Annotated in this window: 10 protein-coding genes; 1 reads left to right on the top strand and 9 read right to left on the bottom strand. The window is 59.0% G+C overall.

From position 1 onward, the window contains the following. Positions 1–495, top strand: a 495-nt coding sequence (locus VGG64_24325; GenBank protein ID HEY1602754.1) for a hypothetical protein, incomplete at its 5' end; no start/stop codon positions are given. 200 nt (positions 496–695) lie between these two features. On the opposite strand, the gene VGG64_24320 is transcribed toward VGG64_24325, so the two are convergent. From VGG64_24320 to VGG64_24280, 9 genes are all read right to left on the bottom strand, one after another. After that, complete coding sequence (locus VGG64_24320; GenBank protein HEY1602753.1) at positions 696–2,153, bottom strand: hypothetical protein; 1,458 nt, start codon at positions 2,151–2,153, stop codon at positions 696–698. 141 nt (positions 2,154–2,294) lie between these two features. Beyond that, on the bottom strand, positions 2,295–3,896 hold the full coding sequence (locus VGG64_24315; GenBank protein ID HEY1602752.1) for an NPCBM/NEW2 domain-containing protein: 1,602 nt from the start codon (positions 3,894–3,896) through the stop codon (positions 2,295–2,297). Continuing rightward, positions 3,896–4,486 (bottom strand): hypothetical protein, encoded by a 591-nt coding sequence (locus tag VGG64_24310; GenBank protein ID HEY1602751.1) that lies wholly within the window; start codon positions 4,484–4,486, stop codon positions 3,896–3,898. Before VGG64_24310 ends, VGG64_24315 begins: the two co-directional genes overlap by 1 nt. A gap of 17 nt (positions 4,487–4,503) precedes the next feature. After that, positions 4,504–6,450 (bottom strand): hypothetical protein, encoded by a 1,947-nt coding sequence (locus tag VGG64_24305; protein HEY1602750.1) that lies wholly within the window; start codon positions 6,448–6,450, stop codon positions 4,504–4,506. A 223-nt stretch (positions 6,451–6,673) separates the two neighbouring features. Further along, positions 6,674–8,884 (bottom strand): hypothetical protein, encoded by a 2,211-nt coding sequence (locus VGG64_24300; protein ID HEY1602749.1) that lies wholly within the window; start codon positions 8,882–8,884, stop codon positions 6,674–6,676. A gap of 15 nt (positions 8,885–8,899) precedes the next feature. Next, positions 8,900–11,362, bottom strand: coding sequence for a vWA domain-containing protein (locus tag VGG64_24295; GenBank protein HEY1602748.1), 2,463 nt, complete (start codon positions 11,360–11,362; stop codon positions 8,900–8,902). 42 nt (positions 11,363–11,404) lie between these two features. Beyond that, the gene (locus tag VGG64_24290; protein ID HEY1602747.1) at positions 11,405–13,564 is read right to left on the bottom strand and encodes a BatA domain-containing protein; all 2,160 of its coding nucleotides are present in this window, start codon (positions 13,562–13,564) and stop codon (positions 11,405–11,407) included. Between the two features lie 179 nt (positions 13,565–13,743). Next, positions 13,744–14,664, bottom strand: coding sequence for a DUF58 domain-containing protein (locus VGG64_24285; protein HEY1602746.1), 921 nt, complete (start codon positions 14,662–14,664; stop codon positions 13,744–13,746). Then, on the bottom strand, positions 14,633–15,706 hold the full coding sequence (locus tag VGG64_24280; protein ID HEY1602745.1) for a MoxR family ATPase: 1,074 nt from the start codon (positions 15,704–15,706) through the stop codon (positions 14,633–14,635). Before VGG64_24280 ends, VGG64_24285 begins: the two co-directional genes overlap by 32 nt. Positions 15,707–15,717: the final 11 nt, after the last annotated feature.

Below are 15,717 nucleotides of genomic sequence, written 5' to 3'. Positions count from 1 at the left end.
ATCAGCGCTGAAGGAACCGACAGCTTTGATGCACTATCGAGATCGTATTCCTATGTCTATCAACGACCGTTGCACTATCTTTGGTTTATCACGCTGGCATGTTTGCTGGGCGCACTCGGCTGGCTATTTGTGCAATACTTTGCCGCAACGGTCATCTATATGACTGCCTGGAGCGTGAGTTGGGGATCGGGTGCTGAGGTGTTCGATGTTGCGACGACCGCGGGGCAGATCCGCGGCTTCTGGTTGGGTCTGGTGCAGGCGGTCGTGGCAGGCTTCGCCTATACGTTCTTTTTCAGCGCCGCCACGATCACGTACTTTCTGTTGCGGTACGAGGTCGATGGCACGGAAACCGACGAAGTCTTCGTTGACGCGGGTTCCGAGAAGTTCGGCCTGCCGGCGGTGGCCCCCGACGCAGCCGGCGTCCCCACCGTGGTGGATGACGAATCGTCAGAAAATGAACTCAGCACCGAAGGTGCAAGCGATTCGGTGTCATAACGGTCGCGAAGGGGACGACCGAAGAGCCATAGCTTTCCTGATTCTGTGGCGAATTGTGGGCGACCGCCTCGGTCATGAAGTATGGCGAGGCCAATTGTGCATATATGCAACGCTCGCATGTTGCGGGTCCCTACGACTCGTCCTCGGCCGCTTGGGCCTCGGCAACAGCGCCGTCTTTCTTGTCAGTGTCCTTGTCCTTCTCAGGATCTTTTTTTATCGGCGTTCTTGGTATCCTTGCCTTCCTCCTTCTTATCCTCCTTCGGCACGGGCAGGACAGCCGAACTAGCGTCGATCGATTCGTTTTGTGCGAGCAACAAACGCTCGGCACGAATCACTACTTCGGGGTCGCCGTTCTTCAGGGCTTCCTTCAAGAGCGGCACGGCTAAACGGCCAGAGTCCTTCAATCCCTTCTCGGCCTTTTCACGCTCTTCGTAATTGTTGTCCCCTAGGCGCGCGACGAAATCCTTAAGACCCCCTTGCAACTGAGGATCGGCATTGCGCATGAGTATGAGAGGTACGCGGATAATTCGCTTGGCGTCAGGATATGTGACCAACGGAAACTGCTCGTCGAGCGCGGCGCCTGGTAGGCGGAACAGCACGACCATCTCCTTGGCCTTGAAGATCTGATCAGCGTAAATCGATAATAGCAGGTCCGCCTCGCTTGGCTTTAAGCCCGCGTCGACAAGTCCCTTGTGCAGGGCCGTGCGGGTGTCGGCTAAAAATGCCTCGTCGTCCGGGGCGAACGGTGGAGACATTTCGATCTCGGCAATCCACTCGGGCGGCTTGGTGTCGACGGGCGCGGCATCCTTCGCTCCTTCGGCGCCATTCTCTTTTTTCTCCGGCGTTTTTTCCGCGCGTTTCTCCTCGGCCGGCTTGTCGTCTTTGGGTTTTTCCTCGACCTTTTCTGCGACAACTGGAGCGAAGACGATCCCGTTAGCGGCAGGCTGGGCGGCGGCCACTTGTGGTTCCTTCGGTTTGCTGTCGTCCTTGGCGGCCTTTCCTTTTTCGGGAACCGTGGTTTGCTTGCCGGGCAAATGCTTTAGCCGCCCAACGCGGCGAGATTCCCCCACTGGCAGGATGACAAAAATATCGTCGGCCGGATTCTTGTCGAGATTCTCGATCTGATAGCGATCTGGACCCTTGGTGAGCTTTATTTGCGGGGCCCAGGATGTCTCAACGTCGTAGTAGAGAAACCGTTCGGTGCGCGCTCCGTGACGAAGGAACAACGCCCCGTCCAGCGACCGCGCGGGGACGAACCAATGCCCCTCCTCGGGAGTACCCATCAGTCCGTCGGCATCGGCGGCCGCGGAAAGTACCAGATCGAGCCAGCGCGCTCGCTTGGATTTTGTCTCCGCCGGCGGCCAGTGGGAATAGAAGCGGCTCGACGAAGCAAGTTGCAATTCGACTTCTACATCTTTGGCAGGCTCGCCGTAAAAGGTAATCATCCCCATCGGCGACGGCCGATTCTCCGCGCGTCCCGAGAGCCGGCTACGTGTGCTCTCAACAAACACAGGCAGATTATTGGGATAATGATCCTTCGCGTTAGTTTGACTGAGCGTGGGATCAACGATCCACAGAGACCATTCATGGACCTCGATCGCTATTGGGTCGGCGGCGCGTGCGCTGGCAGCCAGCCAACAGGCCGCGGCAAGGGCCATGGCCGCCGTCCAAAGTGCCGAGCTCAGAATCGTACGGATTTGCCTCACATGCGCCTCAAGGTTGCTGTCTGAGTGCGATTGTCGATTCGTTTTGCTGGACCAACGTGCGACAAAACGGAATGGGCGTTACGCTTTGCACAATCATTCGCGATACAGTCGCGCACTGGCCCAGATTACGCGGTCGCAGATATTCTCTTCTTCGCCGAAGTCGATTTCGAGCGTCAGTTGCGCTATTCCTTTGACGTCCAACTCCAGAGGTTTGGGATCCTGGTCGGCGCGGAGGTCCTTTTCGACGAACAGCTCGCGATCGTCGCCCAGTACGCGACAGGCAACGCGTCCACGCTTGGGCGCGGATTCATCGAAGCCAACCACTGTTTTGAACGTGGCGTACTTGCCGTCGATCGCGTACGTCAGCACGGTGCGCGAGTGAACCGCGATTCCCTTGCGATACTCGGCCCCCTTCAGCTTCAGTGGTTCGCCAGAAAGGTTGCGGTCGCGGCGGTGTGGCATGGCACGGTCGAAATAGGCTACTTCCTCGATCGACGCAGGTTCAAGATCCGAGACGTAAGTAAGCTTGCCATTGCGAAAATCTACCGACGAGACCGTGGCCACGGGTAGCGGCAGCTTCTCTCCCCAAGGAAGCTGCCATTCCAATACGCCATCGGTCAGGCCAGACCAGACTCCTGCGATCCGATCACCGCTCGCCAACTGAACAATCTGATAGGGGCGATCAACCGGGGCTGATGGCGGATGGGCTGCGAAGACCAGGGCTACGAGCCGCGCGATGTTGATCGAACGTGATTCACCTTGATAGGCAAATCGAAGTTTCTGATCGCGAACCTCTTGCGCCTCGCCTGCGATGTCGGTTACGGATTGATCCTGCGAGCGGACGAACGCCGTGTCCTCGGCGGCCGGCTTCTTGAGACGCGCCGTGAATTCTGTCTTAGCCTTGGCACCGCCAGCAGATTCGAACCATACGCCGCGCAGCAGCAAGAGGGGAATATCCAACGTAGCGTCATTGACGGTTTTCAGGCGGAGAGCCTCTTTACCAAGACCTTCGAGTTGCCCGCTCAGCTCGCTGCCGTCTTCAAAATGAACCACCACCGCCTGAGTACCGGCGGCGACGGGAACTGGCGGCTGTCCTTCGTTGGCGACAACCTTCAAAGTATTGTCGGTCGACGTCGTTGCCTTGACCGGAGCGAGGGCCTTGTCCCCTTCGCTATAGATGACCGTTACGTGAAAATCCGCGTCCTTGCGATCTGCTTTGAGCGGCTCAGCGTACAAATCGGCGGTGCCTGATCCGGGCGTGTGGTCGACGACCAGTTTCCAATTCTTCGTTTTGCCGGTGTCGGATTTCCACAAGTAAAACCCCTGGCTAAGAATGATCTGCTTGATCGGTCGATTGCGAATCAACCCAGTGATTTGCACGTGCAGATCCTGAATGCCGCTTGGACCATCGACAGGCTTGGCCTGTGCGACGTCGCGGTTGTCTTGCCCGAGCCATCGCGCGGTGAGCGTGGGCATGTTGCCGAAGTCGACACGCGAAAGTTCGTCGAGCGGAAGCTGCCGTGGCGGCTCGGTTTTGAGAATCAATTTACCGTCGGTGATTCCTTCGGTCGCGGCGCTGACCTGCTCTTCATGTATCGTGGTAGCGCGCGGCGTTGGAGGCGCCGGCTTGGCCTCGTCAGCGTGCGCAGCCGTACTCAGAGCAATTCCCAACAACAAAGCGCGCACGGCAGGCATTACTTTTTCTCGCTGCTGGCAACCGGCTTGATCGCCGGCTGGGTATCTGCTGGAGGTGCGGTGGCCTTGTCGTCGGTTGCAGCGGCCTTGGTGGCATCCGTCTCTTCCTTGTCACTGGCCACAGGCGTCTCTTGCGCGAGTCGCTTATAGTAGCGTTCCAAAATGCGTTGGTAGTGAGGTGGAAACCCTTCAGTCATAGATTGCAGAATTCTATCGCGCTCGTGGGGCGGAAGCTCGCCCCAATCCTTACCCTCTTTGCGAGCGGCGAGGAGATCGCCCATGCCGCCGGGCCCCTTGCCAATCCTCGAATCGGTCATAGGCCTGCGTGCATTCGGGTCTTTCATGCCCGAAGCTCCGTCGGCCTCTTTCTCCAAAATGGTAATCAAACCGTCGAGATTCTCGATAATCTCTTTTTGGGTTTTCTGCGTAGGCGTGCCGGTGTTTAGCTTCTTCAATTGGCCCACGGCGGAATGCATCTTGTCCACAACCTTTGTCGCCGATTCGTTGGCGCCTTCTTGTTCCTGGGCAACAACCGGCATAGCGGCAATGATTACTAATATCGCGGGCAGCACGAAGTATCGTTTAATCATAATTGACCTGGCATAAGTTATTGAAGAATCTCACCGCCCCGTTCGGAAAACAATCGCTCGGTCACTTCGCGGACGTCATCTTGCTGGTTGGCGACGTTCTCTATTTGCCGGCGCAGTTCGGCGTTGAGGGCTTGCAACTCAGCCGCGCGTCGCTCGTCGGTCTGAGTGGTCGTACGATTAACGCGAACTTGGACCAGTCGAATCATCTTCAGTTCCGCGATCAGTCGATTAAGTTCGCGCTCGCGGGTCCGATTTGCGTCGGCCGCATCCTGCGCGTTTTTCGACGAGGGCATTTTCCGCATGGCCAGCAGTAAATCCTTCAGGTCATCCTCAATCTCGCGCTCGTGCGCCACCACGGGCTCTCCGGCGTCGGCCGCGGTGAGCGAATCCTTAACGGTCACCATCGCATCGCGAATCATTGTCAAGGCGGCTGGCAAGGCAATTCCAAATTCCGTCTCTTCGACCAGGGCTAGCAACTCGTCGGCAACGTTGACGATCCGATTTTCCGAGGACGACAGAGCGATGATCGAGGCCAAGACCTGCCGCCCGCCCCCTTGCACGCGGGCGCCCAGCACGACGGTGGATTCGCGGACGGCAATTTGCTTCTCGAGCATGAGGCTGAGATCTTCGACCACGCGTCGTTTCACGTCGGCGCGCAGTCGGTCAAGAAGTTTTTCCAATTCGGCGTCCAATTGCGCTCGCGCTTTATTCAACGACTCGACTGCGCTGGCTTGTTCGCCGCTAGCCGGCTCGGCATGACGCATATCCAAATCCTTTTCGGCGCCCGTCATACTGCCCGTGGCGGCCTGTAGGCTGCCGAGAGCCGCGGCTCCTGAATCACCCAGCTTGCGCACCAGATCGGTAATGGCGTCGGTCTGCTCACGGTTACCGGCTTGGTCTTTTTGTAGAGCGGCAAATTTGTCGGCGGTTAGTGCCGATTCTTTGGCCGACAGTTCGTTGGACAAGTCTTTGAGCTGGCTTTCGAGCGATTCCAATGCCTTTTGCTGATGCGCCGCCGCCTCATCGAGAGCATTAGCGCCAAAGGATTTCTCCGCCGCTGCCATCGCTTTCACTGCCTCGTCGACGTGCGAAAGCTTGACGTCCTGCTGGGCGTTGACATCCGACAGCTTCTCAGCGTCCAGGCGAGTACGGCCCTGATCGGCAGCTAGCTCCACATGGGATTTGTTTTTTTCGTTTTGTGTCTTTTCGCCAATGTCCTTACCGACGGCCGCATTCTCGACTGCAGCCGGCTGATCAGCATTGGACTCAATGGCCGCCGGCTTCTCGGCGGGCGAATCGACCTTGGCTGGTTCTCCTGGTACGAGCTTTTTGGCCGTTTCGATATGACCCTTCTGACGCTTGATTAGTGCTACGAGAGTGACCTGGCGTGCCTGAAGCTGTTCAATGTCCTTTTCAAGTACTGCGACTTCGAGTGATTGTTGTTGTTCGCGCTTTTCCTCTCTGACGGTTTTCTCCAGCCGGCGGAGGATCTCACGCAGCTCGCGGAGTCGTTCCAGGCGCATCTGCAGGTCCAGGTCGGCTGATAGGAGCATGTCGTGCAGGCGCTGCAGCTTCGACAACAGATGCTTTTGCTCGACCGCGGCTTCGCCCAGATTCAGTTTGTCAAGCAGCGCCTGGGTATCCTTCATCTGGTGCAGGATCAGCTCCTCGCGCGCGAATTTAAGTCCCAACATCAAACGCGACGAGTTCTCCGGTTCAAGCTGCCTGATGGCCTCGGCGAGACGAAACATTCGCTCCTCAAGCTCGCCCATCTGGGATGCGACTTCCGACTGGCGAAAGCCCAACACTTCGCCTTCGTTGACCTTGGCCGCGGCGTCGGCATCGCCGATCTTGGTATCTTTCTTGCCGTCACCTTTGGCGGCGGCCTCTTTGGCCGTAGCCTTGTCCGCGCCAACTGGTGCCGGGTCGATGGTAAGAACGAGATTGCCTTGCCCGCGCGCCATTTGCGGTGCTTGTGCTAAAACGGCCAGGGCTAAACCCACAAGGAGCATCGCGCAGATTTTGCGGTCGCACGAACTGGCCGCGATCGGTGCAGAATTTGGCGGGAGACGATTCATCATGCCCTCTCAAGAACCGCTCTGCTGAGGTGAATGCCACCCTCACTTCTAGGTGGTTTGCGGGCGGCTGTCAATAAAATCTGGAATCCTGGTTTGCCGCCCCTATTTATTACTCATCAAAAAGGGAGTTAACGCGCTCTGTTTTGGTTTTTTGCGTCGAATCGAGCACCTGGTTCTGCATCTGAATGACCTGGCGAACCTGATTCAGCACGTCGACGAAGCTTTCCCATTGTGCCATCCGGTCCAGAATTCGGGACATTGAGTCGACAACTTCCTTGGACACGGCGGTGGCTTTCGGAACGAGCTCGCTCGATCGGTTGGGCTCGGCCGCTAGCTGATCGAGTAGCCCTCGCAGACTGGCCATTGGCGTACGCTGCAATTCTCTCATCGGGGTGATAATGCCCGAAGCCAGGATTTCGCGCGCCTGCGTGCTTCCCAGATCGTTGAGCGACATCTCTTGCAAGGTGGCGTCGAGACGATTGGCGATCTGAGATACTTGCCTTGTCGCGACCTGATGCGTGCGATTGAGACCGCTCAATTCCTCTGACTCGATGGCCGATTCGAATGCCAACGACAAGGTTTTCTCGGTTTCGAGCGCTGCGCGGAACTTTTCACGCTGTGCCCGTTGCACCATCAGGATCTCGTAAAACAGCTCTTCCGGCGTCACGACCTGAAATGTCAACCAGCGCGATTGGCCCACCTGCGTTCCCTGCGCGCGATTGTCGTTGGCCGTTCCACGCAATCGGATGGTGTTCCCAGGAGCGATCGGATACTCCTTGAGCGAAACCCGCTGATCCGCGTCCATCTCTCGCGGCGCCTCCGTGGGGCTGGCGTTCGGAAGTGTCACGGCCACCTCATGCAATTCTGCTTCTGGCTTCTCTTCCTTGACCACTGTCTGTTCGATCTCGATCTTGGCGGCCGTGAGGCCAAAGTCATCGATGGCTTTCAGCGAAATCGGAATCGTGGCCAACGGTGTGATGCGCCGACCAACGCCCGTCGAGCGGATCGTGACGCGTGGCACGCGATCCTGCAGCAGATTAAGCGAGATAAAATACGGCTTCGAGGCCAGGTTTGCCTGGGCATCGACCAATTTGATCTCGAACGTTTGCGATTCGCTCATCTCCCAGCGGGCGACGTAATGCGTATCATCATTTCGCTCGAACGAAGGCACCTCGCCGACGCTACTCACGAGCGAGGCACTCTCCAAGGGCAGATCGCTGGTCAGGAGCAACTCGAGTTTAGTTCCTGGCAGAAATAATAGCTGAGAGTCCTGACTGGCAAACGTATGGGTGTCCTGCTCGCTGCGGCCGGGCGCTTGCGAGACCAGTTGCAAGTCTTTGATGCCCGGCCGATCGAGCGGCTCGACGATGATTGGGCCAAGCCAGTCATCTCCGCCGGTGAGCGAGAATTTGACCGGTTCTTCGACGGGCGGCAGCTCATAGCGAAAACGGGTGTTCGTGAATTGCGTCATGACCCCCTGCTTCAGCGAGCCATTTTGTCGAAAACGAATGCGCACCTCGTCGGGAATTTCGCTGCGAGGTTCCGACGGATGCCAAACCGTGAGCCCCGTGCCTCGACTGGGGAGAGTCCAACCCTCGGCGCGCGGCGCGAACCGCGGACGGCTTTCGACTTCCAAGACAATCGACTCACCGCGCGGCACGTGAAGTCGATTCTGATCATCCAGCCCTACGACGGTAATGTAAGTGTGTTGTGGCCAGCGTTGTGGCGAGCCTAGCATCCAGCGTTTGGCCCAGATAGTGGCTGTGTTGGGCCACAGCATGGCGGCGCACACAAGAATCAAAGTCGGAATCAAGATCGCAGCGCTTAGCAGGCGAAAGCGATCGCCATTGAACGGAGCTCGCAGATCCAGCTGGCCCAGCTCGCGCGATTGCTGCAAAACTGCCGCTCGGATCATGGACGGTGAGGCCGCCGGATCGGCGTCGAGCAACGTCGGCAACTGGAGCACATTGGCCACTCGTTGGCCAACGCCAGGCAAATGGCGGTCGACGATCACCGCCAGGTCGAGATCCGCGAAAGGTAATTGAAGCGGACGGACCAGGCGAAAATAGATCGTCGCCACCAACAGACCTATGCCCATCGGTAATAACGCCAACCGCGCACCCGGTTCTAAGCGCAACCAACGGTCGACGATGAAGCTCACCACGATCAACAGCGCAGCGACACCAATCACCCAAGCGACGCCCTCGCAGACTAGATGCCGGCGCAACTGGCGGCGCACCGCGGCCAGTTGCCGGCGCACGAGGGCGCCGTGCGGCAAAACAGCGCGGCGAATGACATCGGGTTCGAGCGTGGTGGACATCGTTTATTACTTGCGCTACGCCATTCGGTAATATTTTCGCAAAACCCATTCCGCGACCAGGCACACCATAATCCCGCCAAACAGGATCGGTGCGTCCCACACCTCGCTGCGGTACTCCGACAACCGCTGCACGCGCTTTACCTGAAAGGCTTCTGGAATATCCGATAGGTTTGCGAGTGTAAACATCTGTCCGCCTGAGGCGCTGGCAATGTCCTCGAGCAAGGCACGATCGAGCGTCGGCTGGTCAAATTCTTGTTGCGGAGGCTCGACCCGAAATGCCAATGTCGCCGGGCGAAGTTCCGTGGTCGCTTCGCCTGAAGTCGCGGGCAATACTTTCAGCATGTAAGCTCCGGCATCTTCGGCCACAAAGCTGGCCTCGAGCACATTGGACGATTCGGGTAATTGTTCCAGATCGAGCGGCGAGGGGGCCTCGCCTGCGTGCTCGACTTCGCCGCGCAATTGCGTGATGCCCGAGATTTCGTCGGCGCTACCCACCAATTCGGCACGCACCACGACACGGTCGCCGACGCGATAGGCGCTCTTGTCGGTAGCCAAAGTAAACGGGTAGCGTCCTCCTAAAACCTTGCTGCGCCCAACACGATCAATAAGGCGTGCCCAGAAGCCGTCGAAGTATTCTTCGTGCAAATATCGCCAGCGATACGTACTATCGAACCCGAGAAACGCGGTCCGGCCGGGGCCATACAGATGCGTGGCCATGAGCACGTGCCGTCCGAACGAGTTCCGCATCCGCGGATCGCCATGGTGCGCGAGCACCGTCGCCCCGGGCTTGGCTCTGGTTACGGGAAAATGCCAATACATGCCGGGCAGGCTGGCCAGAACTTCACGATTCTGATTCGAATCGTTGGCGAAGCGGAAGATCTGATCCGCGCCTCCCTCCTTGGTCAATTCCAACGAGTAAGTATTTAGCGAGCTAAGCCGTACGTCGGCCTCGGACTGATACAGACCGGCGTCACGTACGACGGGCAGGATGCTCAGCCATGACGCGTCGACCACCCGACCGGCACTGTCACTAGGCGTGCTGCTGGCGTTGAGAAGCTTCTGCGAATTCAGCTCGCCGGCAACATAGATCAGGCCGCCCCCGGCATCGCCGACGAACTTGGTCAGCATCTCGGGCCAGGCGGCATCGAGTTGTCGCAGGTCGGGATCGACCAGCAGCAGCACGTCGTACTGATTCAGCTCTTGCTGAGTTGCTGGCAGCCGGCGAATGGGGCGATGGCCAATATGTTCATAGCCGTCGCCAGCGCTTTGCAACCAGGAGGCGAATTCCAGACCTTTATCGCGCAATAGCGCGTTGCGCAAGAACTGCACCTCGGGCGAAGGTTCGCTGGCAATCAGCAAGACGCGAATCTTCTGACGAATCACCTTTACCGTGGCGATCGCTTCGTTGTCGGTGTCGCTCAATTCCGGCCCGACATCTGCGATACGGGCACGAAAATCGTACTGGCCGGCCTGTTCCGGAGTAAAACGGAATGGCACGCGCTCGACGGTGCCCGTTTCTCCCAGCGTGATTTCCTCACTGCGCACTTCGGTCCACGCGCCTCCTTCGGTGCGTTGCTCGAGTGTGACAATGCCGGTGGCGCCTTGCAGCCCATGCGCTTCGACCAAGACGCCGATCTCGGCCGGATCGCGCACAAAGACGACCGGACTGACGGCTATTTCAACCAGCCGCGCGTTGCGAGGAGGTTCCTCGGTGCCAATGGCCAGAACGTTGATGGGCACGCCCAGCTTGCCTGCCTGTTCCGCGATTTTGCGCGGATCATCCCCTGTGTTGGAACGGCCATCGCTGAGCAGCAACAGGCCCGCCAGGGGATGCCCCCTGTGCAAAGCCAAGGCGTTCTTCAACGCGTCGCCGATGCCGGTTACCCTGCCGGTGGGCTTAAGTGCTTCGGCCAGCGTGGCAACTCCCGGATCAAGGGGCTCGAGGCTCGACGAAAAGCTGTACATCGATAGCGCGCGACCGTTGGCAAGCGGCTCGGCCAACTTGTCAATCGACCGGGCCGCCAGGTCGATGCGGCTACGCTGGCGGAGTGCCGTCACATCAGCCTGGCCTTCAGACGAAACCAATTCGACGCTGCGCGCGGTTTGGCGAGCGAGATCCTCATTGGTATAGGGATCCGTGAGCGACATGCTTTCCGATTTGTCGACCAGTAGGGACAGATGCGAATCGACGAATTCTTGTTGCGTAATGACGAGCACGGCTTCCAAGAGCATCAGTACCACACCCGCAAGCACCAGTCCGCGCAGCGCGGCTAGGATCAACCGTCGTCGAATGCCGAGCGAGCGTCCCTCGATGCGGTAGAGCCACCAGATTCCCGCGACGCCTCCGATCGCAGTAGCAAGCGCGAGCACCGCCCAGCCCCCTTCGGGCAGCGATTGCAGTTCGAGCGACCACCGACCGCCGGCGAGCGACTCGGGAGTCGCTTCCATTCCCAGCAGCCAGGCGAGAAACTTGCTCATACGCTTTCCATTTCGCGATACACGAAACACACAGCTCAAGAGTCAGCGTTGTCGACCACACCAGGTGGCAAAACACGTCTCGACCAACAGCATGGCGAGCAACCCGGAGGCCAACGACCGCCATATTTCCCTGCCGCGCACGGCGATCGGACTGTCGCCACCAGATTTGCCGACAATTATCTCGGGTTGCAGCCGCCCCCAAGACGCGCGCAACTGATCGGCTGGAATACGTTCCAGCTCACTCTCGCGCGCGTCGGGATTGACCGCAATCAACTCGGTTTGTGCCTGTCCCTTGGCATCCTTCCAATTGAGGCGGTAAAGGCCCGCTCGCCGCGTGTCGGTATAGGTCAACACCTGTCGTTCGCCAGCTGCCGGATCGCTGCGGTCGATGTCGATGGCCAAAGGCTCTGGCGCCGTACCGTGCGGTATCTCGACCGTGGGCGCGGTCGCCACGTCTCGTTTGGCCAACGGATACCGCAGCGTCTCGCCGGCTGTGAGTTGACGCAATCCGGCGTCAGTGCGGGCGATACCCGCCGCGGCTTCGCGCATCGCCAGCACGTAGCTGGGGTCCGTTGGCCAGTCGCTCCACTGACGATCGGCCGATACAGTCCACAACAAGACGCTACCGGCGCCAAATTTCTTTTCCAGCACCGCGGGCGCTGTGCCGGCATTGTTCCAACGAGCCAGCACGCGCGCATCTGTTTGCTCGGTCGCAGACAGCTGATACCACTTGCGGATACGGATTCGTTCCAGAACTGCCGGCCTTAGTTGCAATAGTGCAGTTAGCGGACCGTCGATCGCTGGTTCGACAATCAGCCCGCTGAGTTCTTCATCAATAGGCAGATCGAGTGCTGCCGGGAGCAGGCCCGCGCCCGACTTATATAGCAATTGGTTATAGTTGCTCGAATCCACCTGATCCCCCACGAACACCATCAGGCCCATTCCGGCACGGACCTGACGCTCTAATTCGTCGGCCTGAGCAGCCGAGAGACTGACAACGTTGCCCAAAACCAGCAGATCAGGGGCCGCGGCAAGAACAGATGTCAGATCCGCATCCGTAACTATTTCGACCTGGAACGCGTCGGCGTCGCCAACCCCTAGCGACATGGCCAGGGCCAGAAAATCCACCTCACCCGCCAACGGCTCGCTTGATGGCTCACCGTCGACCAATACGATTCGCAAACGGGCTTGCGTCTTTGTGATCGTGAATCGCTCGTCATCGCCTGCAAAATCGTCTTGGGGCAATTTGAACGACAGATGATGCAGGCCTGATTCTTGCAATGTCGCCAGCAACGGCATTTGAGCTGTACCACCCGGGATGATCGTGGGAAGGCGAACCAACGTCGGCTTTCCGTCGACCGAGAGCGAGGCTTCAACGCCGCTGAGATCCTGAGACGTTTGATTGCGAATCACTGCTTCATAAAGAGCCGGGGCACCCGCCAGTGATACACGATCGACCTGCCGCAGCTCGGCCAGCGCGACGTTCTCTGTTTGCTCGCTCCCCACGTCGAAAATGCGCAGTCGCACCTGGGAATCTGCCCAATGGTCCCCCAACTGGGCGACTTCGTCATTCCAACCAGCACGCCGCAGGTCCGTAATCAGTGTCACTTCGCGAATCGGAAAGGTGCCCGAATTGACAAGCTCGTCGACGGCTTCCAACACAGACTTCCAAGCGACAAACGAGTCGGAAATTGGCTGATCGGCGATTAATTGTTGAATTTCGTTGGCGTTTTGCACCTCGACCTCGCGCAGCACCGGCTGTTGCGGCCGCGAAGCGACGACCAGCGTAAACCGGTCTTGCGGGCCGACATGATTGACGAGCTCCCGAGCCAATTCGGACGCACGATCAAAGGCCGACCTTCCCGTGTCGCGGAAGCCCATACTGAGCGAGTCGTCGATAACGAGTAGTTGGCTGGTGCGACTCCGCCCGGCCAGCCAACCGGCGAGACCTTCAGCATGCATTACGGGGCGGGAGAGCATGAAGAACATCGCCAGGACTATGGCGGTTCGCAGCAATAGCAGCAGCAATTGCTCGACCCGATACCGACGGCGATTCTTCTGAATCGACAGTTTCAGATAGCGCATCGGGGCCCAGTCGACGCGACGAAATCGCCTGCGAAACAACAAATGAATCAGGATGGGGATCGTGGCGAGAGCCAACCCCCAAAGCAGCGGCGCGTTGAGAAAAGAGATTCCGCTCACTGGGGGACCCTCGTGAGCGCGCGGAATGCCGAAGGACGAAGGTGCGAAAGGCTGGGGGCGTTAGCCAGCCTTGGAACCAAACGGTGCGGGCTTGGAGCCGCAGGCTTTACCAGTGATTGGGTTGGTTTGAACATGTCCGCGTTTCGCCCAGCTTGTTGGCACGCACTAGCCGGCCCGCGTTAGCGTTTGGGGCCGGAGTTTTTCTTGCCGCGGAAACGTTCGCGGGCGTGTAGGTAGTGACTAAGTGAACGGCCCAATTCTTCGTCGGTACGAAGCAACAGGTAGTCGACGCCGCGGCTGCCGCAAGCATCGCGAACGCCGGAGATGAACTCCTGCATCGCCGCGCCGTAGGCCTTGCGAAATGCCCACGGCTCGGCGTACAGCTCTTCCTGCCCTTCGATGTCGCGAAACAGAACCATCTCGTTGAATGGCAGGTCGATCTCGTCGCCGTCGAGAACGTGTAGTATCATGATCTCGTTGCCACGATATTGCAGCCGAGCCAGCCCGTCGTAGACTGCGTCCAGATCCGTCAATAGATCGGAAATGATGATGATCAGACCGCGGCCGCTGAGCTGCTCGCTGAGGGAGGCGAGTACGGGCCCTAGCTCGGTCTCTCGATCGGGCTGCGACTGTTCCAATTCGCCGATGATTCGCGCCAGTTGTGCCTGTGTGGCGGCGGGTGGGATGATTTTGCGGGGCTGACTGTCGAATAGTGCCAGGCCGACGGGATCGCGTTGGTCGACAAGCAACGTGGCCAGCGATGCGGCCACCGTGGCTCCGTAATCGAATTTGGTGAGTTGGCCCGAGCCGTACCGCATCGACGCGCTAGCATCCATTACTAGCGTGGCCCGCAGGTTGCTTTCCTCTTCGAATTGCTTGACGTAATAGCGATCGGTGCGTCCTAGCACGCGCCAGTCCAACCGGCGCAGATCGTCTCCGGGCGAGTATTCCCGGTACTCGGCGAACTCTACGTTGAAGCCGTGGAACGGACTGCGATGCAAGCCCGAGATGGTCCCTTCGACCACGTGCTGGGCACGCAAAGTCAGCCCCGCGATCCGCGCCAGGACTTCAGGATCGGAATACTTGGGCGACTTGTCCATCGACCTCTGCTACTCCTGGCCGGACGGGAACGTCGTCCAGCAGCTTGGCGATGATTGAATCTGACGAATGTCCCTCGGCCTGCGCCGCATAGGTCGTCACGAGGCGGTGACGAAGTACGGGAGGCGCGACTGCGCGAATATCTTCGATCGTGACGCTCGAACGGCCCTCGAGCGCGGCCCGCGCTTTGGAGGTGAGGATCAGTGCCTGGCCGGCCCTCGGCCCTGCGCCCCAGGCGATCCATTTTGACGCGTAGGCCGGCGCGTTGGGCTCTCCAGCGCGCGTCGAACGCACGAGCGCCATGGCATAATCCAGGCAATGGTCCGAGACCGGCACACGCCGCACGAGCGACTGCAGCTCGGGTATTTCGTGACCGGCGAGCACTTTGGTCACTGCCTGCGGCTGTCCGCCCGTAGTCATTCGGTAGATTTTTCGCTCTTCGTCCGGCGAAGGATAGCCGACGAAAACTTTGAACAGGAAGCGATCGAGTTGCGCTTCGGGAAGGGGGTACGTACCTTCTTGTTCAATAGGGTTCTGAGTCGCCAGCACGAAAAACGGGTCGGGCAAATGATGCCGATGGCCGCCGGCCGACACATGGCGCTCTTGCATGGCCTCGAGCAAGGCTGCTTGCGTCTTCGGAGGCGTGCGATTGATTTCGTCGGCCAGGACGACGTTGGCGAATATCGGGCCCGGGACGTAGCGCAGCTCGCGCGCCCCGGTCGAGCGGTCCTCTTGCAGGACTTCCGTGCCGGTAATGTCGCTGGGCATCAGGTCTGGCGTGAATTGAATGCGGTGAAAGTCCAACGATAGGCATTCGGCCAACGTGCTGACCATCAAGGTCTTGGCCAGCCCAGGCACGCCTTCCAGCATGCAATGGCCGCGAGCAAATATGCTGATCATTAACTGATCGATCACTTCGTCTTGGCCGACGATGACTCGCGCGATTTGTTCGCGTAAGGATTTGTGCGCTGTGCGCAGTTTTTCCAGTCCGGCGAGGTCGGCGTCGATGACTTGGGCGTCGGTCGCGGTTGCTTGGTCGATCACAGGAGTCTCTC

The sequence above is a fragment of the Pirellulales bacterium genome, from assembly GCA_036490175.1.
In the GTDB taxonomy this organism is placed as follows: domain Bacteria; phylum Planctomycetota; class Planctomycetia; order Pirellulales; family JACPPG01; genus JACPPG01.
This window is presented reverse-complemented; position numbering and strand designations above follow the sequence as displayed.

Coding starts and splice junctions, on each gene's coding strand:
- VGG64_24305 (HEY1602750.1), bottom strand. CDS start 6,450: ATGGCGCGCGGGCAAGGCAATCTCGTTCTTACCATCGACCCGGCACCA.
- VGG64_24310 (HEY1602751.1), bottom strand. CDS start 4,486: ATGATTAAACGATACTTCGTGCTGCCCGCGATATTAGTAATCATTGCC.
- VGG64_24315 (HEY1602752.1), bottom strand. CDS start 3,896: ATGCCTGCCGTGCGCGCTTTGTTGTTGGGAATTGCTCTGAGTACGGCT.
- VGG64_24300 (HEY1602749.1), bottom strand. CDS start 8,884: ATGTCCACCACGCTCGAACCCGATGTCATTCGCCGCGCTGTTTTGCCG.
- VGG64_24320 (HEY1602753.1), bottom strand. CDS start 2,153: ATGGCCCTTGCCGCGGCCTGTTGGCTGGCTGCCAGCGCACGCGCCGCC.
- VGG64_24285 (HEY1602746.1), bottom strand. CDS start 14,664: ATGGACAAGTCGCCCAAGTATTCCGATCCTGAAGTCCTGGCGCGGATC.
- VGG64_24295 (HEY1602748.1), bottom strand. CDS start 11,362: ATGAGCAAGTTTCTCGCCTGGCTGCTGGGAATGGAAGCGACTCCCGAG.